The sequence below is a fragment of the Paenibacillus sp. FSL R7-0312 genome (assembly GCF_038004445.1).
In the GTDB taxonomy this organism is placed as follows: domain Bacteria; phylum Bacillota; class Bacilli; order Paenibacillales; family Paenibacillaceae; genus Paenibacillus_AQ.
Genome location: NZ_JBBORE010000001.1, coordinates 1,094,728 through 1,120,006, shown reverse-complemented (window position 1 = coordinate 1,120,006; position 25,279 = coordinate 1,094,728). Strand labels below are relative to the sequence as shown.

Genomic DNA, 25,279 nt, shown 5'->3' with positions numbered 1-25,279 from the left:
TATTTGTGTCTGGGGAGCAGGAGGAATGTCTCTCCTGAAACAAACAGACGAATATATGCAAGAAAACGTAGAATGGTGGTCATTGCTCCTTTTTGATACTAATATGAAATCTGAGAGGAGGCAGCGCAGCTTGGATATTATTTTTGAAGCGGAATCAGGTATGGGGCAAGGAATTGCGAAAATAGTCACCCACCCGGCTGAACAGGGGCTTTGGGGGAATATCGAAGCAGCCATTCAGGCGGCGGAGAGACGGATCGTGGTAATCAACGCCAAGAACGACCGGAATGTTACGATTGTGACCAGCACCATTGCAGTTATAGAGCCGGAAGGCCGGATGTGCAGTGTACGTGTTATTACCGGAGAAATGTTTCTGCTGAATACACGGTTGAAATTCGCATTGGAAGTGCTGGATTCACCCCGGTTCATGAAAATCAATAATCAGACCATCATCAACACCAGCTACATTAAAGAATTCTCAGCGACAGATAATGCCCGGATAAAAGTGAATTTGACAGATGGTTCATATTATTATGTCAGCCGTTACTATATGAATAATTTCAGGAGGAGTTATCATGGCTAATCAATTGAAACAGTCGTTTTTTCAGGTGTTCACCTTAACTTCGTTATGGATCACGCTGCTGCTTACGGTCTTCTTCAGGGAGCAATCACTGGACATGCTGTATCTCTGGCGGCTTGCGGGTATCGCTGTTATTGCTGCGGGGATCTTCGGAGTTATGTACAATGTGCTGTGGAATCATTTCACGCTACGGCCGCTGTGGAACATTCTTATTTCTTCGACCCTCAGTATAACAGGCGGAATGGGTATGGTGTGGCTGTTCTCTGTAGATATGTTCAACCATATCAGACCATGGCTGCCTGCAATGCTGCTGTTATCCGTTGTCCTGCATACAATTGCGTTCTACTTCTATGCCAGAGTGAACAGTAAGAAGCAAGCTGCGGAGTTAAATAAGATATTGAAGTAGACCGGAGCCTACGGGGGGCACAGAGAAAATGTCTGCTATACCGCAAAAAGAAAGAGAGCGTCCGTAACCGGTCCGCTCTCCTTGTCGATCCCTAACGTTATTCCATAACAAACGTTACCCCATAACAACCAGGACATCGTTCTCTGCCGCCAATTGGGAAGCCGGAATCAGGTCGCCCTGAATTTCTACGCCGTTAATGACGATATGCGATACCCCTTTTTGCACGCCGTTCTTGTTCTCAACCTGGATGTTCAGCTTCTTGCCGCGGAATTCCCGTACCATAGAGAATTCTGTCCAGTCGGAAGGGACGCACGGATTCAGGCGGAGGCCATCCTTCTGCGGTTGAACCCCCATAATGCCTTCTGCCAGAGCGACCATCACGGTTGAGGCGGTGCCGGTGAGCCAGTGCACATGCGCCCGTCCTTGGTACGGGCTGTCTTTGGATTCAACGAACTGGCCATGTACGTAAGGCTCCAGCTTGCGGATTTCGGCCTGATCGTTCATGCTGGCCGGACTGCAGTTCAGGAAATACTCGAACGCGCGTTCACCGTTGCCGATCATCGTCTCCGCCAGAATGAGCCAGCCCTGCGGTTGGCTGAAGATGCCGCCGTTTTCCTTAGTTGAGGCGTTGAACAAGGCCATCAATGCTACCGGCAGACCATATTTCCGGAACGGTGGATAGAACAGCATTGTGCCGTAATCTGTCCGTAGATTCTCGTACACTTTATCCATGGAGAGCTTCGCCTGTTCAGGGCGGGCTGCACCGCTTAATACAGACCAGCTTTGCGGATTCAGCCAAATTTTACCTTCATCGTTCTCCCAGGAACCGATAGTATAGTTATCTTCAGTGAAGCCGCGGACGAACTGATCGTTCTCCCAGGCATGCTTTTGAATATTCCCGTCCAGTTCGTCGAGCAGGCCTTGTGCCCACTCTACATCTTCAGGTTTGTTCTTATTCTGCGCGATGTCCATGAATATTTTGAAGCCCATGTACAGCTGGAAGGCGACGAACAGCGATTCACCCTTGGCGCCGAGACGCAGACAGTCGTTCCAGTCGGCATGCAACCCAACCGGCATACCATGTGCTCCCATACGGTCCAGACTGAACTGAAGGGCCTGGCGGAGATGTCCGTAGACCGTATCCTCGCCTTTATCCGAATAAGGCACCACTTCATCCGTAAAGTCCCAGTTACCGCTTTCGTTTAAGTATTTGATAACCGTCGGGAACAGCCACAGGGCATCATCGGCGCGATAATGGGGATGACCGGTCTCCCGCACGTATTCCGGATCTTCCGGGGTGCCTTCATGGCCCGGATTGTGATCAAATTTAACGAGTGGCAGGCCGCCGCCGTTGGAGACCTGGGCAGAAATCATCAGTCTCAGGCGCACAAGCGCCATCTCATGGTCCAGATGGATGATGCCTTGAATATCCTGCACGGTATCCCGGTAACCGAGCCCGTTACGCAGACCGGAGTACTGGAAGGAGGCTGCACGCGACCAGATGAAGGTAATGAAGCACTGGTAAGCATTCCAGGTGTTGATCATATGGTTCAGATTGTCGCTCGGGGTCTGGACCTGGAAACGGTTAAGCTTGCTGTGCCAGAACGCCTTCAGTTCTTCGAGCTCCTTCTCTACCACAGACAGATCCTTATAGTGGCTGAGAATTTCAGCCGCACCCTGCTCATCATACTGTCCCAGCAGGAAGGCGACTTCCTTCTCTTCTCCCGGCTGCAGCTCCACATTGATCTGCAGGGCGCCGCAGGCATTGGCGTTGTAGTTCAGCGAGTTCGAGCATTGACCGTTCTCCACGGAGACCGGATTCCCGTAACTGTGGTAATCACCCAGGAACGTGTCTCTGTCTCCGTCGTAACCGGCAACCTCCGCACCGGCAGCGCCGAAGAATCTCCAGCTCTGCTCTCCCTGTATATTCTCATTGATTACCTGGAGGATCTTATTGTTCTTGTAATAGGTCCGGGAAATAAACAGAGTGTACTGCAGGTTGACGGTATCCTGCTCATAGTTGTTATCGTTAGTGAATTCAGCGAAGCCGAAGAGGGCCAGCTTCCGGGCAGCGGGGCCATCATTGCGGATCTTCATACGCCATACTTCATAGGTTTTGTTCAGCGGTACATAGTATAAGGACTCTGTATGAATGTTATCGTAGTCTGAGACGATGTTCGTGTATCCGGTTCCATGATGGCATACGGACTTATACTGGTCCAGGTCTTTACCCACCGGCTGCCAGGAACCGGACCAATAGTCCCCGTTCTCTAAATCTTTGACGTAAATGTAGCGTCCCGGCTCGTCCTTCGAGTTGAAATGGTAGCGGAGATGCCGTCCGTTGGCCCCGGATTTCACGAAGCTGTAGCCTCCGGCATTTCCCGAGATAATCGCGCCGTATTCTGGCGAGCCAAGATAGTTGGCCCAAGGTGCAGGTGTATTAGGCTTCGTAATGAGATACTCTTTGTTTTTTTCGTCAAAATGACCGTATTGCATAACCATTCCTCCTACAAAGTGGATGACAGGCAGGAGTATGAACGCGCGTTCACAAACAGCCGAAGAACCCCGCCTTATTCCATTATAATACAATTCTTGCTCGCCTATGAATCTTTTTATAGCTGTTTAGTATGTTGGAGCTGGGTAAGCTCAAGGTTATGATTACATGGAGATTAAGCATAGAAAATATTGGTGTTATATCGTATGATCAAATTTGGTGAATAACCAAAAATGTGTAAGGGGCGTCGTTCATGAAAAAAGGAAAGAATGTTTTGGTTTTACTGCTAGTATTGCTAGTAATGGTTAACACACTGGGGGTTGGGGCTCCAGCAGCCAGTGCAGATTCATCAACGGCGTCCCTGGAACTTTCCCTTCCTGCTAATTTGACAGACTGGATTTTGGACGAAGATGCGGGTTATATCTATGCGATTTCCAGCACCGAGAACACTCTTTATTTTATCCGGCTCAGTGATCTCAAGATCGAGAAAACGCTGAACGTAGGTTCTAACCCGTCCTATATTGCAAGGGATGGACATTCTTTGCAGGTTGTACTTTCCGGAGCAACGCTGATCAAGACAGTTGACCTCTCCACGCAACAAGTTTCGGATACGATTATTACCACCGGAATGCCTGATTCGGTAGCGGCCACTTCCAATTATCTGTTCTATAGTACTAATTCAGGGCAAATATATAAATATGATAAAACTACAAAAGAAAACTGCTTACTATTGTTTGATCCTTCTATGTACTCTGATAATTTGGCTTTAGCAGTTGATGAGGTGTCTAGCACCTTATATGTGGGACAGTTAACGTCATATGCAGGGATAACAGCGATTAACGCCGAGACGGGTGCAAAGCTAAGTGAAGACATTGATGATGATATGGAGATCGGAGGGTCCGCTTACTCTATCAAACATATTTTTATGGATGAGCACTCTGTATATTTTGGGGGCCATCAGTTTAATAAACAGAATTTGACTGAGACGACCGGCACCTATATTAGAGCAAATGACGATTATACTTATCTCGAATCGGTTATATTGGGTATTTCAGATGCCTACGTCCTCACCACACAAGGGGTCTATGATAAAAAGACGTATATGCCGCTGTCTTTATTTCCAACGAATCAAAAGTTTGCCTTGCTCGATTCAAAAGGACATGCGTATATTGCAGGGGAAGCCAACTGGTATGATAATGCCAAAAAAATCACACGGATGGATATAACACTACCGCAAAGCACCACCGCACTCTTTACATCAGATGCTTACTCCATCGGAAGCGATCAAGCCATTACAGATTGGGCCACTACGGATAATTCTCCTAATATTTATGCTATTGTGGCAAGCACCAATGAACTTGTAGTTATCAATAAGAGCAATATGAGTGTAGTACAGAAGATATTCATTGGTTCTAATCCAACTGCTATTAAAATCTTCGAGAACAAAGCTTATATCATCTTTAAAGGTGAGAACCACATAACTATCGTAGATTTACAGGAGGGTATTCTCTCGCAAGCGGCGATTGCTAAAATTACTACAAAGCACTATCCGCTGGATGTCCTCCCTGATCACAAGAATCGAATTCTGTATGATGGTGGAATATTTGCCGGTGGTGTCAGTGTGACGTCAACTGTTTACACCTCGGTTATGGATGCAGTTTACAACGAAAAGAATGCAGGAATTAGGAATCCGGACAGCTATATATTGGATCCGGATCAAGAGATTCTCTATGGAGCAGATAGCTTCTCTCTCTATAAATTTGACAGTCGGAATTTTGAGATGAGTGAAAGAAATGACATACAAAGCGGATATTATGAATCGAAGCTCCTTCTTGATGACAATAATCTTTATTTGGGCGGTAGAAGGTACGATGCTAGCAAACCTTCCGTACTACACGGGACCTACCCGGAAAGAGTTATTTACGCGCGTGGTAACCTTGTATTCAGTCATAGTTCTGTTTACGACAGGGATAGTTTTGTAAAAATGTCTGATTTATTAATGTTTGTCCAGCACGCATATGTTGATGACGATCATACCCTTTTCGTATCAACGGGTAACCGGTTGTACAAATTTCATAGCTTAGAAGAACTGCAGACAGTCATGAACGAGACACGTTCGCCTTCCAATGCCGTTTTCGTGGATGAAGATTTGACCGCTGGCAGGGTTAAAGGGTATTTGTACATTGAACCACCGGTTAATCAGGATGGCATTACAGGTTATGCTGCTTACTATCTTGACCAGAATGGCACACGGCTTAATCGACTAGGGATTTATAAGAAAGAGAACTTATCAAATGACTCCCTTTTTGTTTTTGAAGTAAGTAATTCATACCTGCCCGCAGAAGCAGCAGGCATCGGAGTATATCCTGTTATCCGTAGCGACAATTACGGAAGTGACGGTACGCTTGGTGTTCATGCAATGACTCCGATCTATGATGCGCCGAGTTATCTGCCTGTAGACTTTTCAGTTACAGATACGAATCCGGATAACAGTATATTCTCGGGTACAGTCACATGGAAGTCCGGAATAGCAGAGCTGCCGGGTGTCCGATATTCGTTGTATTTTATTGGTGAAAAAGGTGCGATTGGAGAGGGGCTTGCCTTGGTGAACGGGGGGGAGAAGAGTTACTCCCTTACGATTCCCGCAACGAATGTACCGGAGGAAGCTTTGGCGCTTGGTATTTTCATTGAGAATGATGAGTTCAAATCACCATTCTATAGCATTGGAATACTGGAAGATAAAGTGACAGCGGATATTCCTGTATCGTCTATTACTGTACACAAATATCAGGTGAAGTCGGATGAGATCGTTGTGAATAACCTGGCTGCCGGAGATATTATTCGTGTATACAATGAGCAGCTAACCAACTTGCTGGGTTACGGTATCGTTGAACCGAATAAGACTACTGTTACAATTACTATTGTGAACCTTGGAAATCCCGGGCAGAAGCTCCGTATAACCCGGCAAACACTCGATCGCATTGAAAGTATGGGAACTTTAGTCGTTATACCTGCTGTTATTGATGACAGCAAAGGAGAAACTGGCGGCGGTGGAGGAACTGGCGGTGGTGGAGGAACTGGCGGTGGTGGAGGAACTGGCGGCGGTGGAGGAACTGGCGGCGGTGGAGAAACTGGCGGCGGTGGAGAAACTGGCGGCGGCGGAGGAACTGGCGGTGGCGGAGGAACTGGCGGTGGTGGTGTCAGCACAGCCCCTGTCTCTGCGGATGACGCCAAGATCGTGACCACAGTTAAAGAAAATACTGATGGAACCCGTTCATCTATGACAGAAGTGACAGAGGCAATGATCTCTAAGGCATTGGACGATCCGGAATTTAAGAAGAATCCAGTAATCACTATTAAGGCAGATGAAAAAACGGCAACTCAAAGCAGTCGATTCCAGATAGATTTGAGTTCATTAACAAGCATTAATAATAACTCTAAGGAAGCTATACTTATAATAGAATCTTCATCCGGCAAGCTTCAGATTCCTGTGAATTCCTTATTTTCGGCTGTTGCCGGAACGATTAGTCCTGATCAGAAGGTCATCATTACGGTTGCACAAGCGGCAAGCGAATACCAGGCCAAATGGACAGCTCAACTGGGCGGCTCTAGCAGTGTTATGTTGGGGAGACCTGTGGACTATGAGGTTAAACTGGTTGGGGGCGGCCCGGATCGTGTTATTTCCAGTTTCTCTGACTACGTAGGTCATATGATGAGTTTCAAGGTAGCCCAAGATGCAAACGCCGTTTATTCAGGCTTAACCTATGATCCGTTGACCCAGGTCTACGCTCCGGTTCCGACCACCTGGGAGTGGAAGGATGGAATTCTTCAGGTGACAATGAAGCGCAAAGGGAATTCTGTATATACCGTTGTCCAGAATCATGCCCAGTTTAATGATTTGAATAACAGCAATCCTTACAAAGACAGTATTTTAGCCTTAGCGAACCGGAGCGTAATTAACGGTTATGCCGATGGGAGCTTCAAAGCGGAATCGGTTGTAACACGTGCTGAATTCGCCGCCATGCTTAATCGTGCTTTAGGTATTTTACCGAAACAGCAGGCTGCAAAAAGCTTCAAAGATGTTAAGGCTGAAGCCTGGTATGCATCGCAGGTAAATGCAGCTGTCGATGCTGCCCTGATTAACGGCTTTACGGATGGTACTTTCCGGCCAACTCAAGAAATTACGCATCAAGAGATGATTGTTATGCTGGTCAACGCATTGAAAAATGGTGAAATAAGCACAGGTGTAAATAAGTCCGCTAAGGCATCAGTTCCCGGGAATGTACCGGATTGGGCAAAACCTTATTATGTTATTGCCTTGGACCATGGGTTACTGCCGGCAAACGGTCCATTCCAATTCCAGACCGGGAAGAAAACGGAGCGCCAGGAAAGTGCATTGTTACTCTACAATTTGATGAAGGTATTGAAGCTTACGAATGAATTGTAAATTCGGTGAATTGAAATTTTTTAAGCTTCCGCGCTTTATGGAGATCATAAAAAGGCACCTTTAGGGGTGTCTTTTTAATTTCAAGTTTGAACGCCATCATTCTCCCTAATATGATATATTTAATATTGAACTTTAATGCAGGGTCCGACGAAGGAGTACTACATGACACAATTTGTCTACAAGCAAATTATTGATGACCTCAAGATGAAGATTTTTGCGGGACGGTTTGCTGATATGAGATTGCCGGATGAGCGCAGCCTTAGTGAAACGTATCAGGTTAGCCGCAGTACCATTAAACGTGCGCTAACCAAGATGGAGAGTTACGGCATTATTTTCAAGAAACGCGGATCGGGAACCTTTATTAACCCGCTGTACATAAAAAATGATTCGATTTTTAATTACGAAGGCTCTAATCTCGGGGTCTCCGACAACTTTCAAATGCATGGCAAGAAGCCGGAGATCAAGGTACTGAACTTCGAGGTTATCCGGCCCACGGAAGAGCTTCAGCGTGATTTGTTCCTGCAGCCTCATGATTTCGTATATAAGATTGTCCGCCTGCGCCTGTTTGATGAGGAGCCCTTTATGATTGAGACCGGATATATTCCGATTAAAATCGTACAGGATCTCGATATGGCGATTATCGAAGGATCGATCTTTCATTATCTGGAGGAGTCGCGCAATCTGGCGGTTACCAAATCCTTTTTATCTATTTTTGCCGAGCCGTCATTGCCTAATGATCAGGAATTGCTCCACTTGAAGGAGAATGAGCCTGTTGGAATCATGGAAGGGATCTTCTTCCTGGATAACGGGACCCCGTTTGAATTCTCGCATATGCGGTTCCACTACAAATATCTGAAGTTCAATACGTTCGTATCGGTTCAATAAGGGAACAACTGAATAATGTCGCGAAAGGCCGGGATTGTATCCCGGTCTTTTGCGTCTGCTCCCGGAGAAAGAGCCGGCAACGAAGCTAGTGAATTCCGCCCCTGAAAACAAATAACAAATACATACATAATTATAATAATAATGCTTATTTTATAATTAATTAGCTACGAATTTCATACTATGTTCAAAATTTCACAATATTGGACCGTATCAATTGTTAAAAAGATTGAATTTATTAAATGCAGGAGTATGATGTAACTGTAGAAGTGATACATTCAAAATACAAAGAAAAGATTAGGGAGTGGAAGACATGGGATTATCAATCGCACAGGTGGATTATTCTTCTAAAACTTATTTGGCCAAGCTTGACGCCTACTGGCGCGCAACGAACTACATCTCCGTGGGTCAGCTCTATTTGAAGGATAACCCGTTGTTAAGAGAACCTTTGAAGGATGCAGACGTAAAAGTGAAGCCGATCGGACACTGGGGTACCATCCCTGGGCAGAACTTTATCTATGCGCATCTGAACCGCGTAATTACTAAATATGATTTGGATATGTTCTATATTGAAGGTCCGGGCCACGGCGGTCAGGTTATGGTATCGAACTCCTATCTGGACGGAAGCTACACTGAGATCTACCCGCAGATCACTCAAGATATCCCTGGACTGAAGAAATTGTTCAAACAGTTCTCATTCCCGGGTGGAGTTGCTTCCCATGCTGCTCCAGAAACACCAGGATCGATTCATGAAGGCGGCGAACTGGGTTACTCCTTGTCTCACAGTGTGGGTGCAATTCTGGATAATCCGAACCTGATCTCGGCAGTTGTTGTAGGTGATGGCGAAGCGGAAACCGGCCCGCTGGCGGCTTCCTGGTTCTCCAACCGGTTCATTAACCCGATTACAGATGGTGCGGTGCTGCCGATTCTGCATTTGAACGGCTTCAAGATCAGCAACCCGACCATTCTGTCCCGGATGTCCAGAGAAGAGTTAACGGCTTATTTTGCAGGAAATGGCTGGGAACCGTTCTTCGTGGAAGGTGAGAATCCTGATCTGATGCACCCGGAAATGGCTAAGGTTCTGGACACCATCATTGAGAAGATCGCAGCGATTCAGAAGAATGCCCGTGAAAATAACGACACCACACGCCCTGCATGGCCAATGCTGGTCTTCCGTACACCTAAAGGCTGGACTGGTCCGAAAGCGTGGGACGGCGTGCCAAATGAAGGCTCCTTCCGTGCTCATCAGGTGCCGATTCCGGTAGATCAGAAGAATATGAAGCATGCACCCGCATTGCTCGAATGGCTGAACAGCTACAGACCTGAAGAATTATTTGATAAGAACGGCCGTTTGAACGCTGATCTGGCTGAGATCCTGCCTACTGGCGACAGACGTATGGGAATGAACCCTGTAACCAATGCCGGTAACCTGATCAAAGATCTGCACAAGCCGAATTTCCGCAACTATGCGCTGGATAATTCCGTACCAGGTCAAGTGGTTGCGCAAGATATGGCAGTACTGGGCAAATACCTGAAAGAGGTTGTAATGCTCAATGAAGAGAACCGCAACTTCAGAATTTTCGGACCGGATGAAACGATGTCAAACCGTCTGGGACCTGTTTTTGAAGTAACAAAACGCCAATGGATGGATTCCATCCAGGAACCTCAGGATGAATTCCTGGCTCCTTATGGCCGTGTAATTGATTCCCAACTATCCGAGCATCAGGCTGAAGGGTTGCTGGAAGGGTATGTATTAACTGGACGCCACGGTTTCTTTGCAAGCTATGAAGCTTTCCTGCGCGTTGTCGATTCAATGATTACCCAGCACTTCAAATGGCTGCGCAAGGCTACGGATCAGACCTGGCGCGCAGATATCCCATCCTTGAACGTTATTGCCACATCAACCGTGTTCCAGCAGGATCATAACGGTTATACTCACCAGGATCCGGGTCTGCTGGGTCACCTGGCTGATAAGAAGCCTGAATTTATCCGTGAATATTTGCCAGCCGATGCCAACTCCTTGCTGGCAGTCTTCGATACCATTCTGAACGACCGTCAGAAGATCAACCTGATTGTATCGTCCAAGCACCCGCGTCCGCAGTGGTTCTCGGCAGATGAAGCTCAGGAACTGGTGGACAAAGGCCTCAAAATCATTGACTGGGCAAGCACCGACAAGGGCGGAGAGCCGGATGTGGTTATTGCTTCGTCGGGTACAGAACCAACGATGGAGAGCCTTGCTGCGATCTCGATCCTGCATGAGAAATTGCCTGAGCTGAAAATCCGCTATATCAACGTGGTAGACCTGCTGAAGCTGAGAAGCCAAAAGCTCGATCCGCGCGGCTTATCTGACGAGGAGTTTGATCAATTTTTCACAAAGGATAAACCGGTGATCTTCGCATTCCACGGCTATGAAGGCCTGATCAAAGACCTGTTCTTCGACCGCCACAACCATAACCTGCATGTACATGGATACCGCGAGAATGGCGACATCACTACACCATTCGATATGCGTGTGCTTAATCAGATGGACCGCTTCGACCTTACGAAGGAAGCCGTGCTGAGCTTGCCGGATGCCGGCCAATATCAGGCGATTGCTGATGAAATGGATGCCATGGTGAAGAAACATAACCAGTACATCCGTGAAGAAGGTATCGATCTTCCAGAGGTTGAGAACTGGGTATGGAAGGCTTTGAACTAACTGTTATCTGATGTAAATATATTATAGTAGGCTTTTACAAGGGAGTGCTCCGCAGGGTCATGCAAAATGGCTACGGGGCACTCCTTTTGCGCTGGGTAATGTGAAGCTGCCGACTATGCTTAAGTATGAGTATTTGTTTGTCTGAGTGAGGCCGGGAGAGAGTCGATTGTCTTCGGCGGCTCCGGCTGTAACGCCTTCTTCCGCTGCGGAGCAGCGAGTGCAGGGACGCCATTGCTGCCGTTCATCTCTAGCATGTGCTTCCAGTACCGCTTGGGCATCAGCGAGGAGCGCAGGCGGTCGTTGCGGCGTTCTTTGATCCCGATCGCATGATAAAAGCCTGTCCATAAGCGGCGATAGGCTTCTTCTGCTTCATCCGGCTCGGGTGCAAGCCATCCGCTAAGCGGTATGATAGCCTCCCGTCCGGGTTCGTGAATCAGCGCCGCCTCGTGGGTCTGATCGTAGATCATGAAGCTCTCATTCTGAAACCGGTCGCAGAAATGCTCCTGAATCACAGGGAGGATGTATCCCTGCGGCTCAATGACAGCAGCCATGACCGGACCGTACACGGAGAAGCGGACAAATCCCAGATACAGGTGACCTTCCCGCCGAAGCTGCTGAACGGCCTTCATTAGAGCATTAACCGTGTCATCGGCAAGCATGTTCATTACCTTGCGGCCATGCTTGAAGCCGAGATACAGGAAGTTCAGCAGCAGCAGCTCCTTCTCCGGCGTACATGACCAGAACCCCAGACGGACCAGTTCCTCGGCTTCAGGGCTGATCCGGAGCGGGATAGACTTCAGTACTCTCCCCGCTTTGGCGTGGTCGGTTTCGATCCACTTCGATTCCAGCAGCAGGCCTTGCTCCTGACCTTCTGAATGAACAGCAAGCGGAATCTCCCTCCAGGTATAGCTCTCAAAAACACAGCATAGTAAACCTTCAAAGCTGCCATCATAGGTATAAGCCAGAGCGGACGGCTTGAACATCAGGCTTCCGCTCCTTTCTTGAACCCGGCCCATCCTTCTGCTGCCGGCAGGGCTGCCAGGTTATGGTCCTCGAACAGCGTCATCTGCTCGTATTGCGGGGGCTGAAAAGGGGCCAGCTGTTGGCCGGACATTAGTGAACGAAGCAGCGTATGTTCACTGACTTTCAGCCCTTCCAGTGGTCTGCCCTTGCAGGTGATGAAGAATTGGGCACGCTTGAGCACGACACCCAGCTTCTTGAGTGCCTGGAAATCCAGTGTTCCTGCCCGTCTTGCCTTGACTATCCGCTGTGCGCTCCTTACGCCGATACCGGGTACACGCAGCAGCATTTCATATGGTGCGCGGTTGATCTCAACCGGGAACTGCTCCCGGTGGTTAACGGCCCAGCTACATTTCGGATCAAGCAGCGGATTGAAGTTGGGGACTGCTTCATCCAATAATTCGTTCGCCTGGAAGCCGTAGAAGCGCAGCAGCCAATCGGCCTGATAGAGCCGGTGCTCGCGCAGCAGCGGGGGTTTGGTGTCCAGCGAAGGCAGCAGCGAATCCTCGATCACCGGGGTGTAGGCAGAGAAGAACACGCGTTTCAGTGCGTACTTCCGGTATAGGCCTTCCGTCAGATTTAGAATCTGGTAATCCGTATCGGGCGAGGCGCCAACAATCATCTGCGTGCTCTGGCCGGCGGGAGCGAAGCGGGGAGCGTGATTATATTTGACGATATCTGAGCGGTTCTCCTTGATCTTATCTTTAATCAGTCCCATCGGCTTCAGGATGGAAATCTTGCTCTTATCGGGAGCGAGTACCCCAAGACTCTCCTGCGAGGGCAGCTCGATATTGACGCTCATGCGGTCAGCAAGCAGTCCGAGTCTGGACAGCAGGGCGTCGTCAGCTCCAGGAATCGCTTTTACATGAATATAGCCGTTGAAATGGTACACATTCCGCAGCAGCTCCAGCGCTGCTATCAGTTGCTCGGTTGTATAATCCGGATTGCGCATAATCCCTGAGCTGAGGAATAGTCCTTCTATGTAGTTGCGGCGGTAGAATTGCATGGTAAGGTCCGCGATCTCTTCGGGTGTAAAAGCCGCCCGGCGGACGGGATTGGATTTGCGGTTAATGCAGTAGGCACAATCATATACACAGGCATTGGTCATAAGTACCTTCAGCAGCGAAATGCAGCGTCCGTCCGCCGCGAAGCTGTGGCAGATGCCCACTGCAGCAGTACTGCCCAAACTTCCGGCCTGGCCTTTGCGGTCTGAACCGCTTGAAGTGCAGGCTACATCATATTTGGCTGAAGCGGTTAGAATCTCAAGTTTCTCCATAACATCCACGATCACAAACCCCCTCATAGAGGAAGTATATACCGAACACGTGTTCTTGTCAAAAGGCTTCGCTATGTACGTGTTACCCGGTCAGAATGTATGCGTATTCCTTAATATGCTATAATAGTTTTTAATGGTTCATAGCATTTAGAACTGTACTGTTTCTGAAAATAGGGTTAGGAGTGTTGCTGGGAATGAGAGGATACAACATTTGGCGGCCAATCATGCTGATTGCAGTTGCGTTGCTTACGAGAACCTTGGTTTCAAGTATTTGTCTGATGTTTGGGATGTCGCAGGAATCGGCAAGCAGCGTCGCCATGCTTGGTATGGTTGTTGCCGCTCTTGTGATGTATAACCGTATGATGAAGAGCCGCCGCCGCAAATAAATAGAAGATCCGTAAGTTCCCCGGGTGAAACGAATCGTATGCGAGAACATTTGAAGACACCCGTATGGTGTCTTTTTTATTTAAGAGGGGTTCCGGGCGAAGAGAATAAGGCTGCCCGGTTTTGCTTTTTAAGCTGCAGAGCTTGTATATTAGGGCTGTAGCTTTTATTCTTAGAAGGATATGTTATATAAATAACAACAAAGGTTCAAGATATCGTGAATCCCGTAAGGGAGGATGCTATCTATAGAATCAATACACGTTGGGAAACGAACAAACAGGAGGAAGCCAATTGAGTACACAGAATATCGGAGTGCCATTAGAGGGTTTTGCAGAATTTAGCCGGGTAGTAGCCGCAGAGGGCACGGTGTTGCTTAAGAATGAGGGGCAGGTGCTTCCGCTTAGAAACGGCGAGAGCGTTGCCATTTTTGGCAGAATACAAGTGAATTACTACCGCAGCGGTACAGGATCAGGCGGAAGTGTTCATGTTGCATATACGACTAATCTGCTGGACGGCCTGCGCAGCAAGAAGAACATTAGCGTCAATGAAGAGCTGGCAACAGCATACGAGGACTGGATTGGACTTAACCCGTTTGATGACGGCGGAAAGGTATGGGCGGCTGAGCCGTGGAATCAGAAGGAAATGCCGCTTACGGATGAGCTGGTGAAAAAAGCAAGAAGCCAGTCGGGCAAGGCCGTTGTGGTGATTGGACGTACCGCCGGTGAGGATCAGGACAACGCCGATGCACCGGGAAGCTACCGGTTGACAGAAGATGAGAAGGCTATGCTTACGCAGGTTACGGCTCACTTTGAACAAACTGTTGTTGTGCTCAATGTCTCCAATATTATGGATATGAGCTGGGTTAACGATGCCGGATATGTACATCCCATCTCTGCTGTGATCTATTCCTGGCATGGCGGTATGGAAGGCGGCAATGCGATTGCCGATGTACTGGCCGGAGAGGTGACGCCAAGCGGCAAGCTGACAGATACGATCGCGTATTCCATTGAGGATTACCCGTCCACAAGCAACTACGGCAATGAGTTCAAGAACTTGTATGAGGAAGATATCTATGTAGGATACCGTTATTTCGAGACCTTCTGTCCGGATAAGGTTCAGTATGAATTCGGCTATGGCATATCCTACACAACCTTCAAGCTGGAGCCGGAGGAAGCGAAGCTGGTGGACCAGGCGGGTGAACCACAGATTCAGATCGGTGTAACTGTAACCAATACAGGAGATACCTATTCCGGTAAAGAAGTGGTGCAGGTGTATTATGAAGCGCCGCAGGGACAGCTGGGCAAACCGGCCAAAGCGCTGGCGGCATTCGGGAAGACCAAGCTGCTTGAGCCTGGAGAGTCCCAGCAGGTTACGGTAAGCTTCCCGCTCCATTCTCTGGCTTCGTATGATGACGCCGGAGTGACAGGGCATCCCTCCGCTTATGTACTGGAAGCTGGAACCTACCGCTTCTACGTAGGAACCAGTGTTAAAGCTGTAGCAGAAGTTAGCGTAGATGGACAAGCAGGTTATGTTCTGGATGAGCTTAAGGTTGTAGAGCAGCTGCAAGAGGCGATGGCGCCGACCGAAAGCTTCAAGAGAATGAAACCGGGGGTCCGGAAGGAAGACGGTTCTTATGAACTGATCTCTGCTGAGGTGCCGGTACGCAAGGTAGATATGGCAGCGCGGATTGAAAGCAATCTTCCGGAAACGCTGGTACAGACCGGCAATCAGGGCCATACGTTGAGAGATGTCCATGAAGGTAAAGTCAGCATGAATACGTTCATTGCCCAGCTCAGCGACCAGGATCTGGCGGCCATTGTCAGAGGCGAAGGGATGAGCAGTCCGCTGGTTACGCCGGGTACGGCTTCGGCCTTCGGCGGAGTCAGCGACAGCCTGTTCAGTTACGGCATTCCGGTTGCCGCTACAGCAGACGGCCCATCCGGTATCCGTATGGACAGCGGACAGAAGGCGACCCAGGTGTCGATTGGAACCCTGCTTGCCGCTACCTGGAACGCAGAGCTGGTTGAAGAGCTGTATGTTATGGAAGGTCAGGAATTGTTACGCAACCAGGTGGATGCATTGCTGGGACCGGGTCTTAATATCCGCCGCAGTCCGCTGAACGGGCGTAACTTCGAATATTTCTCTGAAGATCCGCTGATCTCCGGGATCTTCGCTGCCGCATGCACGCGCGGTATTATGAAGGGCGGCTCCAATGCCACGCTGAAGCATTTCGCCTGCAATAACCAGGAGAAGCACCGCAGCAAGGTGAACGCTGTCGTATCCGAACGCGCGCTGCGCGAGATTTACCTGAAGGGCTTCGAAATCGCTGTGAAGCAGGGCGGCGCGAATTCGATCATGACCTCCTACAATCCGGTCAACGGACATTGGGCGGCTTCCAACTATGATCTGAATACCACGCTGCTTCGCGGTGAATGGGGCTTCCGGGGAATTGTAATGACTGACTGGTGGGCAATCATGAATGATGTCGTGAACGGAGGCACCGCGGACCGCAAGAACACGAACTGGATGGTCCGGGCACAGAACGATCTGTACATGGTAGTATCCAATTATGGTGCGGAAGTCAACGCCTATGATGACAATACGCTCGAATCCTTGGAGAATGGGACGCTCACCCGTGGCGAGCTTCAGCGCTCGGCCATCAACATTTGCGAATTCATCATGCAGGCACCGGTCTTCTCCAGAAAGCATGAGATTGTAGAAGCTGTTGAGACCTTTAAGGCAGACTCTTCCCTGGTGGCTGAGCAGGTTCAGGTGTTGAGCCATAACGCACAGGTTGCACCAAGTGTGTCTGGATCAACCTATATCCAGGCGGATGAAGCCGGTGAGTACCGGATCTTTGTCAGCATCATGTCTCCGGAACCTGAGCTTGCCCAAAGCGCCTGCAACGTGACCCTGAACGGACAGCCAGTGACCACCATTCAGACGAACGGGACAGAAGGCAAATGGATCAGACAGAAGCTGGTCAAGATCGGACTTGAAGCCGGTCTGTATGAAATGAAGCTGGACTTCGTCAAACCCGGCCTGGAGATTGAGTGGATTGAATTCAAGCAGGTGTAACAGCTTTTAATATCAGGACACCCTCCGGGGTGTCTTTTTGCATCCGCATACCTGCAGCACTCCCGAATAAAATAAGGTATAACTGCTACTATGAAGGGGTGAGCATGAAAGGATGCAAATACATGTGGTGCAGCCGGGACAGACGCTGTATGGGATTGCTGATGCTTATGGCGTGAACATGGATACGATAACTGAGGCGAATCAGTTGTCTGCGCCAGGGAGGCTGGTCATTGGACAAACGCTGGTGATTCCGGTCGTAGGCCAGTATTATTGGGTTCAGCAGGGGGATAGCTTCTATAGTATCGCGAAGAGGTTCGGCCTGAAGGCCAGCTCGCTGGCGGAAGTGAACGGGCTGACGCTGAACCAGCCGCTGCAGACCGGGCTCCGCCTGTACATACCTCCTGTGCCAAGGCGGCAGGCAGAAGTGAATGCCTATATTGAGCCGAGAGGGGAAGCGGTCTCCCAGGCGCTGCAGAATGCTGCCGCAGAAGCTGCCCCTGAGCTTACGTATCTGGCTCCGTTTAGTTTCCGGATTAAGCGGGACGGTTCGCTGCAGGCACCGCCGCTGGATAATCTGGCTTCAATCGCGGCGCAGAACCGGGTCACGCTGATGCTGGTCGTCACGAATCTGGAGGATGCCCAGTTCAGCTCGGAGCTGGGACGGATTATACTGAATGATGTTGCGGTGCAGGACCGGCTGTTGGAGAACATTGTGACAGAGGCGAAGCGGCTGAATTTCAGAGATATCCACTTTGACCTGGAATTCCTCCGGCCGGAGGACCGCGAAGCGTATAATGCCTTTTTGCGCAAGGCAGCGGACATCATTCACAAGGAGGGGTTCCTGCTGTCTACTGCACTTGCACCCAAAACCAGTGCCTCCCAAACCGGGGCCTGGTATACGGCGCATGACTATAAAGTGCACGGCCAGGTTGCTGATTTTGTCATTATTATGACTTACGAATGGGGATACAGCGGAGGTCCGCCGATGGCTGTTTCGCCTATAGGACCGGTGCGTCAGGTGCTGACGTATGCGGCAAGTGAAATTCCCCCCGGCAAAATTATGATGGGCCAGAATCTGTACGGGTACGATTGGACTTTGCCTTATACGGCTGGCGGAGAGTATGCCAAAGCACTTAGCCCGCAGGCGGCAATTGATCTGGCGCGGAATAGAAATGCCGCCATTCAGTACGACTATAAAGCCCAGGCTCCGCACTTCGATTACACCGATGACGCAGGCCGGCAGCATAAGGTATGGTTCGAAGATGCCCGCTCGATTCAGGCCAAGTTCGATTTGATCAAGGAGCTCGATCTCCGGGGCATCAGCTATTGGAAGCTTGGGCTGCCTTTTCCGCAGAATTGGCTGTTAATCGAAGATAACTTCAATGTGGTCAAAAAATAAACCGGCTATGTCCCCTTTTTTGGGCAGAAAAGCTGCTGCAAAAAAACGGCTGTACGCCCCCAAAAGGAGTGCACAGCCGTTTCTGCTTATACCGTTACAGCGTTAGCCCATTAAGCCCTTGAGGCCGCCAAGGAAGGGCCGGATCGACTTAATCATATTGTAGCCCATCTTCATGACAGGCATCGCCTTCTGCACCATTCCGAACATCCCCATGAATTTCCCCAGACCTCCGATACCGGCAGCTCCGCCTGCCCCGCCCATGAACGATCCTAGTAAAGGCATGAAGCCGGAGACCTCTGCCTTCCGGGCACCTGAAGACGATTTCCGTTTAGATTTATGAAGCGTGCTTGTTCTGGAGAGGATTACTGCTTCTTTATTAAGGTCTGTTATCCAGCCTACATATGAACGTCCATCGTGTAAAGTAATGCAGACCGGCCGGCCCTTCAACTGCTGTGCCCGCTTGCGGATTTTTGTTGAATTTGCCATTCGTCACTCACCTCATTGTTCTATTTACTATATTTTACTCAGAACCCGGGAGGCGGCTTGTGCAGGTATGGAGTTTCCTGGAAATAAATTGAACAACCATGTGCTGTATTTTCCATAAAAATATCGTAATATCAATATAGTGTGGTATAATATTCCATTTCTATATTCTAATCCAAGGGGGAGAGCCGTTTGACAAACATCCGGAATCTGGCGGCATTTATCTGTGCCCGTAATTCGGAAAGCCAGCAATGCGGGTACGTGGGCAGCACACTTGATGATATTATTCATGACCTGAGTGATGGTATGGCAGAAGCAAGCTTCGTGTTGTATGAGGGAGAGGAAATCAGGGGTGCAATTATATTGGACACCTATGACGTAGGCGGTGGACAAGAGGATATAGAAGTGTGGGGACCTTATTATTCCGCCCGCCCTGAGGATGAACTCCAGCTGTTATTCAGGTATCTCAGCGAAGCCGCCGGCTCAGCGGCGATCCGGTATATCCACTTGTTCACCCGTGCGGATAATGTTCCGCTGATTGAATATGCCGCCCGCTATCGTACCGAGAAGGTTAGAACACACTATCATTATTCGATGGATACTGCATTACCGCTTAGTAACAGCAGTTATGCGGATCTGTCCATTGTGCCCGTCACAGAGCCTGAGTCAGAGTGGCTGAAACAGATTATTGAACTACATAATCAAGGTTTCCAGGGGGCTACATTGACACAAGAGGATATCACAGCGGAAATAGAGGATAGCGGCAACAGTGATTATGATATCTACGCCGTCCTTAACGAGGGTTCTTTCATAGGATACATAATTGTTAGAAGAAACGTTTTGACCGGCATCCTCCATCTGGAGTACATCTGTATCCGCCCTGATGAGAGAAGCAGGGGAACGGGCAGGAAGTTGATTGCCTATCTGGCGGAGACCTATAGAGGTCTGGGTTATACGCGCATTGGACTGGATGTCAGCGAGGAGAATGAAGCTGCAGTCCGGTTCTATGACAAGAACGGGTTCAACAGGGATAGTGTAATGAAGCATATCATCATTGGAGGCAGGATGGAGCCGGCGGTAATAGTTAGAAAATATTAATTTGTGCCGGGCATACGTGTACAAATGGGAATTTTTGCAGGGAAAAAAGGTGAAACGGTTTTTTTGTAGAATTAACCTAAAAGTACTGGGTTTTAATATGGATGTATGCCTTTAGTCCCAGTGATTTTACTAATTCTATTGGGGAGTGACCTAATCTCTTGGTTATCAATCGGTTCTTAAGAAATGTTTGCTTCATTGTATTATTATTTGTCCTCTTACCGTTTTCCCTGAATTATGCCAGTGCGGAGAAAATGTCTGATATTAAGGGGCATTGGGCTGAAACTGATATTCAGGAATGGCTGGATGAAGGATTGATTACAGGATATCCCGATCATACCTTTCAGCCGGGGGCCGAAATATCCCGAGGTGAATTTGTAGCCCTCGTGAACAGAGCCTTTAAGTATTCTGATACGAGCGCTATCGGCTTCAAAGATCTGAAACAAACAAACTGGGCATACATAGAAGTGCAAAAGGCTATTGCTCAAGGATATATTGGCGGCTTCAATGATAATACCTTCCGTCCAGGCAAGCAAATAACCAAACAAGAAACAGCAGTAATTATATCAAGAATATTAAAGCTGGACAGTAACGGGGCAACTGCTGCAGTTTCCGCTAAAGATTCGAATCTCATTCCTGCTTGGAGCAGACCGGCTATTGGCTACCTTTTGGAAAAGGGCATTATGAGTAATGACTCCGATGGAGCATTTCAGCCAAAGCGTGAATTGACTCGTGCGGAAGCAGTGGTGGTAATTAAGAAGGCACTGTCTTTAAATACAGTAACTTATGATCAAGCAGGTGTTTTTGGGGGATCAGAGGTTATTGCGGTACAGGGGAATGTGAATATTCTAGCCTCAAACGTCACACTCAAAAACATGCATATCTTGGGCGATCTGGTGATTTCCAAAGAGATTGCAGAGGGGGACGCCTCCCTTGAACAAGTGCAGGTAGATGGTGTAACACGAATTGAAGGCGGAGGCAACAATAGCATCCATATCAAGAATAGCCAATTAGGTACAGTATCTGTGAACAGGTTGAATGCAGCAGTACGGGTAGTTGCAGAGGGCGCAACCAGTATTAAGGATGCACAAATTTTTTCCAGTGCCGTAATTGAGGAAAATGGTGTTTCCGGCGACGGTTTTGTAAATGTAACTGTGCTTCCTGAAACCCAGACATCGTCAGAGCGAACGGTATCGCTTGCCGGAGATTTTAAAAGTGTTTCTGTTAATACCAGCCTGAAAGAATTCAAGGTTCGTTCTGGCACTGTAGCCAGCTTATATGTCAAAGAAAATGTAGTTATCCAGAATATGATTTTTAATAAGGATGTTGTTATACAGAACCTGGAGTCAAAGAGTAAATTGACGGTGACAGGTGAAGGTAATGTTAAGGCGGTCACCTTATCTGAGGGGGCAAAAGATTCTACGTCGCCAAAAGATAACACGGCTGCAGCTACTCCAGCGCCAGGCGGAGGCGGAGGTACATCCAGCCCTGGAACAGGCGGGGGCAGTGGCACTGAGAGTCCTGCCTTGGCTGTAACCGGAATTACCGCTGCCAACGGAAATATTGATGTCCTGTTTAACCAGGCGCTGAATACTCTGCCTGAAGCCGCTGATTTCGCAGTGTCAGGCAAAATTAATAATGAGGATTTCCGGAGTGTGGCTGTTTCTCTGGTTACCCTGCTGGACAATAAAACAACTGTCAGATTGACGATCCCGTCGATAAGCAACGGTGAAGAGGATCAGACCGCCGTATACTCTCTGTCGTATAAGGGCGCAGGCTCTATACTATCCGAAGTCATTACCGTACCGAAATCCAATGTTAGTGTAACCGGACGTTTGCTTATTCAGCACTATAATCATAACCAGCCGCTCCCTATCAGTGATATGTTCCTCTACTTAACAGGGGTGAAGGATACGCAAGGGACTTATACCAGCAGCAGTAGTCAAAATGGAACATTTGGGTTCGACAACGTAGCGCGGGGTACTTACATTGTTAATGTATATATCTACCCTTACAGATATTATACGGATGAATTTACAGTGGAAGCAGGGAAAGACGTAGTCCTGCCGGATATCATAATCGTCGAGAAAGTGCCTGAACCCAAGGTTGAACCCATAGTTTACACAGATTTATCTTATCTGAGCGGCAGCGTTATGTATCTAAGACAGCCCTTTAAAGTTAAGGTGGAACTTGAAGACGGGACGGAATTGAACATTCCGCCTTTCAAATTCGACACTTTTTTCAGCTTCAGGCTTTATGACTATAATCCTAACCTGCTCCTGAAGGACAAAGACAAATTATTTGTGACTCTGTATGCTGACAATGGGTGGACCACTGAGCGTTTCGAGGTCACTGCAGTTGAGCGGCCACAGACGAAGACGCCTGTTGTAACTAGCGTAGTATACGACGACACCAGAATCATCAGAGGCACCATCGAAGACAGTTCTAATGAAATCATAATAACGCGGGCAGATGGAACAATCATTGGGACAAATAATAATTTTAGCGGCAATTTCGTAATCTATCTGTGGAGTAACCCGTCGTTTACTGTTGGGGAGAAGCTGATGGTGTATGCGCAAGCCTCAGGCAAACGAAAAAGCGAACCTGCTTACATTACTGTTGTCGTTCCCAGTGCTGTAACCGCACCGCCGGTAGTAACGGGAATAGTCTACGAAGATGACTGGGCAATCACCGGTAAGGCTGAAGGGGAATCCATTATTGTTGTCAAAAGGGCAGATGGAACGGTGATTGGCCAGGGAAAAACAGAAAAGCAGGAGTATGGAGGCAAGTTCACTGTTCAGTTAGACCCGCGTCCTGTGGCGGGAGAGACTTTATACCTAACGGCGGAGGGGTACGAAAAGCTTGTTGGCAAGCCTATTTCAGTAGTCGTAGCCAATAGACCTGTTACACCAACCCCGACGATCGTTGGAGAAGTTTACAGTGATTATACTTACATCGAAGCGTTTGTCCAGTATCCGAGCGATGTATGGGTAACTTTGAAAGACAAGAATGGCGCAGTTATAGATGATCTTCCTACTTTTAATGGCAAGATTACTTTCCGGAATTTGGAGCTCTCTCCAAATGAACAATACCAGCTGACGGCCACTGTAGGATTGTTGAAGGAGAGCGAACCTTTATTCTTCACTGCAATAGCTCCAACCATTGCGACTCCTGCCCCTACGGTTACGACATCAGTCTATGCAGATGACGATTCCAGATTTTACGGCATTACGGAGCCATTTGCCACGGTGTATTTTTATTATGAGGATAGTACCTTCATCTACAGCAATGAAGCAAATGAACTCGGAGAATTTTATTTATACATGCCTTCCTATCCGAAGCGGGTTGTGGTTCCTGGTGATAAGCTAATCATCAGAGCCGACTCGAGGGGAAAGCTTATAAGTGAAGCTGTTGTACTTACGGCGACATTACCTGTTGAAAAGTCCGGCCAGCCTGTACTGAACAGTAGCCTGGTATACGGATATACGGGCGGATTAAGCGGTACGGCTGCTAAAAGCACGCTTCTGCATGTATATCACGAAGACGGCCGTCAAATCTCTACTGGCTCGTACTCAGACATGAACACCGGGCAATGGTCCTTGGGATTATGGTTTGAAATTTTACGCGGTGGCGACCGGATCTATATCATTGCAGACGAAGCGGGCAAGCAGCCTAGTGATCCTTTGTATATTACAATTCAATCGTCACCCAGAGCCGATGTTCCTGTAGTTACCAGTACTGTTAGTGCAGGAGCTGCGACAATTCAAGGGACATACTCAGGGGCTAAGGTGAGTAATGGAGCTACTACAACTATTTTCCTCCTAAATGAGAATAATAACGTTTATGATGTTGCATTCGTACAAAGCGACGGCTCATTTTCCTTTGATACGTATTTTAACCCTCTGGTATCCGGACAGAGCATCAGGATGTTTGCCAAAGAGGGGCTTAAGGAAGCCAGTGATCTATTAACCATCACGGTAAATTAAATCAGGATTGATCATAAGGATACCTGCGGGTGTCCTTTTTGATTACCGTTATACTAGTGCAATTCAAGTCAAATCTGTACGAACCAGCTTTGCTAAGATCAGTAATGAAAGGAGGAGAACAGCATTGTACGAATGGAACGAGATGGTTCAGCTTATGATTGACTGGATCGAGGAAGACCTTGCGGCTACGCCTACGCTGCTGAAGATGTCCGGACAGCTGGGATATTCGCCGTATTATTGCACCAAGCAGTTTCATGCTTTGACCGGGATGACGCTGCGGGATTACATCTGGCAGCGCAGAATCGGCCGGGCGGCACTGGAGCTGAGGGATACGGATACGCGGATTCTCGATATTGCCGTGAAGTTCGGCTTTTCTTCACAGGAGGCATTCTCGCGGGCGTTTTACAGAGCTTTCAAGATTACTCCGTTTGCCTACAGGAAGAATCCGCAGCCGATTCAACTCGCCATTCGGGCCGAGGTGTTCTCCCCTTATCATTATCTGATCAAGGAGCGGGATAAAATGAGACAAGTGCATTTGCAGGAAGCAGAGATCAAGCTTGAATTCATACCAGCGCATAAATTTATCGGCATCCGGGATATCGACTCGAACAATTACGGAGGGTTCTGGGAGAACGGGCATGACTGCGATGAGGTCTCCGGAACACTGGAGAGCATGTCGCATCATACACTTCCCGGGCAGCTGGGTCAGACCGCAGGCTGGTTCTATCAGGACGGGCGCAAGGGCTACCTGTACGGTATTCCTGTTGCAGCAGACTATGATGGTGCCATCCCTGAAGGTATGGAGTGCCGTGATGTGCCGGAATCGGAGTATCTGGTCTTTTTTCACCCGCCGTTTGATTATTTACAGGATAATGGGCAGGTCATGCACATCGTAGAGGAAGTGGCCTGGAATTATGATCCGGCGGCCATGGGCTATGCGTGGGACGAAGAGGATAAGCAGGACTATCAGCGCCATTTCCCCGAAGGTTACGGGTATGCGGTACTGCGGCCGGTCCGTAAATTAGGTTAGCCTGCGGGCTGCCGCCCAAATAAG

General features: G+C 48.6%; 15 protein-coding genes. 11 read left to right on the top strand and 4 right to left on the bottom strand.

Annotated features, from left to right (window positions below):
* Positions 1-130 precede the first annotated feature (130 nt).
* A complete protein-coding gene (locus MKX70_RS04685) occupies positions 131-580 on the top strand; it encodes a LytTR family DNA-binding domain-containing protein (RefSeq protein WP_042231660.1) in 450 nt (149 codons plus the stop codon).
* Positions 573-983 (top strand): hypothetical protein, encoded by a 411-nt coding sequence (locus tag MKX70_RS04680; protein ID WP_042231662.1) that lies wholly within the window; start codon positions 573-575, stop codon positions 981-983. Before MKX70_RS04685 ends, MKX70_RS04680 begins: the two co-directional genes overlap by 8 nt.
* A 114-nt stretch (positions 984-1,097) precedes the next feature.
* Here MKX70_RS04680 and MKX70_RS04675 read toward each other — a convergent pair whose 3' ends face one another.
* Positions 1,098-3,479 (bottom strand): GH36-type glycosyl hydrolase domain-containing protein, encoded by a 2,382-nt coding sequence (locus MKX70_RS04675; protein ID WP_042231665.1) that lies wholly within the window; start codon positions 3,477-3,479, stop codon positions 1,098-1,100.
* Between the two features lie 251 nt (positions 3,480-3,730).
* Between MKX70_RS04675 and MKX70_RS04670 the strand changes: the two genes are divergently transcribed.
* From MKX70_RS04670 to MKX70_RS04660, 3 genes are all read left to right on the top strand, one after another.
* A complete protein-coding gene (locus tag MKX70_RS04670) occupies positions 3,731-7,924 on the top strand; it encodes an S-layer homology domain-containing protein (RefSeq protein WP_340839625.1) in 4,194 nt (1,397 codons plus the stop codon).
* A gap of 162 nt (positions 7,925-8,086) precedes the next feature.
* On the top strand, positions 8,087-8,809 hold the full coding sequence (locus MKX70_RS04665) for a GntR family transcriptional regulator (RefSeq protein WP_042231671.1): 723 nt from the start codon (positions 8,087-8,089) through the stop codon (positions 8,807-8,809).
* A gap of 310 nt (positions 8,810-9,119) precedes the next feature.
* Complete coding sequence (locus tag MKX70_RS04660; protein ID WP_042231674.1) at positions 9,120-11,504, top strand: phosphoketolase family protein; 2,385 nt, start codon at positions 9,120-9,122, stop codon at positions 11,502-11,504.
* Between the two features lie 119 nt (positions 11,505-11,623).
* On the opposite strand, the gene MKX70_RS04655 is transcribed toward MKX70_RS04660, so the two are convergent.
* The gene (locus tag MKX70_RS04655; RefSeq protein ID WP_081956335.1) at positions 11,624-12,487 is read right to left on the bottom strand and encodes a TIGR03915 family putative DNA repair protein; all 864 of its coding nucleotides are present in this window, start codon (positions 12,485-12,487) and stop codon (positions 11,624-11,626) included.
* Complete coding sequence (locus tag MKX70_RS04650) at positions 12,487-13,800, bottom strand: putative DNA modification/repair radical SAM protein (RefSeq protein ID WP_340841623.1); 1,314 nt, start codon at positions 13,798-13,800, stop codon at positions 12,487-12,489. Before MKX70_RS04650 ends, MKX70_RS04655 begins: the two co-directional genes overlap by 1 nt.
* Positions 13,801-13,994: 194 nt before the next feature.
* On the opposite strand from MKX70_RS04650, the gene MKX70_RS04645 reads away from it, so the two are divergent.
* The 3 genes from MKX70_RS04645 (at position 13,995) to MKX70_RS04635 (ending at position 18,661) form a co-directional block, all read left to right on the top strand.
* Positions 13,995-14,186, top strand: a complete 192-nt coding sequence (locus MKX70_RS04645) for a hypothetical protein (protein WP_039296893.1) — start codon at positions 13,995-13,997, stop codon at positions 14,184-14,186.
* A gap of 289 nt (positions 14,187-14,475) precedes the next feature.
* Positions 14,476-17,262: a glycoside hydrolase family 3 C-terminal domain-containing protein gene (locus MKX70_RS04640; protein ID WP_340839624.1), complete on the top strand. Its 2,787-nt coding sequence runs from the start codon at positions 14,476-14,478 to the stop codon at positions 17,260-17,262.
* Positions 17,263-17,374: 112 nt separating this feature from the next.
* On the top strand, positions 17,375-18,661 hold the full coding sequence (locus MKX70_RS04635) for a glycoside hydrolase family 18 protein (protein WP_340839623.1): 1,287 nt from the start codon (positions 17,375-17,377) through the stop codon (positions 18,659-18,661).
* Positions 18,662-18,763: 102 nt separating this feature from the next.
* Here the strand turns inward: MKX70_RS04635 and MKX70_RS04630 are convergent, their stop codons facing one another.
* Positions 18,764-19,147: a hypothetical protein gene (locus MKX70_RS04630; RefSeq protein WP_340839622.1), complete on the bottom strand. Its 384-nt coding sequence runs from the start codon at positions 19,145-19,147 to the stop codon at positions 18,764-18,766.
* Between the two features lie 189 nt (positions 19,148-19,336).
* On the opposite strand from MKX70_RS04630, the gene MKX70_RS04625 reads away from it, so the two are divergent.
* The 3 genes from MKX70_RS04625 (at position 19,337) to MKX70_RS04615 (ending at position 25,255) form a co-directional block, all read left to right on the top strand.
* Positions 19,337-20,242: a GNAT family N-acetyltransferase gene (locus MKX70_RS04625; protein ID WP_340839621.1), complete on the top strand. Its 906-nt coding sequence runs from the start codon at positions 19,337-19,339 to the stop codon at positions 20,240-20,242.
* Positions 20,243-20,400: 158 nt separating this feature from the next.
* Positions 20,401-24,225 (top strand): S-layer homology domain-containing protein, encoded by a 3,825-nt coding sequence (locus MKX70_RS04620; RefSeq protein WP_340839620.1) that lies wholly within the window; start codon positions 20,401-20,403, stop codon positions 24,223-24,225.
* Between the two features lie 124 nt (positions 24,226-24,349).
* Positions 24,350-25,255: an AraC family transcriptional regulator gene (locus MKX70_RS04615; protein WP_340839619.1), complete on the top strand. Its 906-nt coding sequence runs from the start codon at positions 24,350-24,352 to the stop codon at positions 25,253-25,255.
* Positions 25,256-25,279: the final 24 nt, after the last annotated feature.

Bases quoted from the DNA above. Each gene is read 5' to 3' on its own strand.
- MKX70_RS04635 (WP_340839623.1), top strand. From the start codon at position 17,375: ATGCAAATACATGTGGTGCAGCCGGGACAGACGCTGTATGGGATTGCT.
- MKX70_RS04660 (WP_042231674.1), top strand. From the start codon at position 9,120: ATGGGATTATCAATCGCACAGGTGGATTATTCTTCTAAAACTTATTTG.
- MKX70_RS04680 (WP_042231662.1), top strand. From the start codon at position 573: ATGGCTAATCAATTGAAACAGTCGTTTTTTCAGGTGTTCACCTTAACT.
- MKX70_RS04670 (WP_340839625.1), top strand. From the start codon at position 3,731: ATGAAAAAAGGAAAGAATGTTTTGGTTTTACTGCTAGTATTGCTAGTA.
- MKX70_RS04675 (WP_042231665.1), bottom strand. From the start codon at position 3,479: ATGCAATACGGTCATTTTGACGAAAAAAACAAAGAGTATCTCATTACG.
- MKX70_RS04655 (WP_081956335.1), bottom strand. From the start codon at position 12,487: ATGTTCAAGCCGTCCGCTCTGGCTTATACCTATGATGGCAGCTTTGAA.
- MKX70_RS04650 (WP_340841623.1), bottom strand. From the start codon at position 13,800: ATGGAGAAACTTGAGATTCTAACCGCTTCAGCCAAATATGATGTAGCC.
- MKX70_RS04665 (WP_042231671.1), top strand. From the start codon at position 8,087: ATGACACAATTTGTCTACAAGCAAATTATTGATGACCTCAAGATGAAG.
- MKX70_RS04645 (WP_039296893.1), top strand. From the start codon at position 13,995: ATGAGAGGATACAACATTTGGCGGCCAATCATGCTGATTGCAGTTGCG.
- MKX70_RS04630 (WP_340839622.1), bottom strand. From the start codon at position 19,147: ATGGCAAATTCAACAAAAATCCGCAAGCGGGCACAGCAGTTGAAGGGC.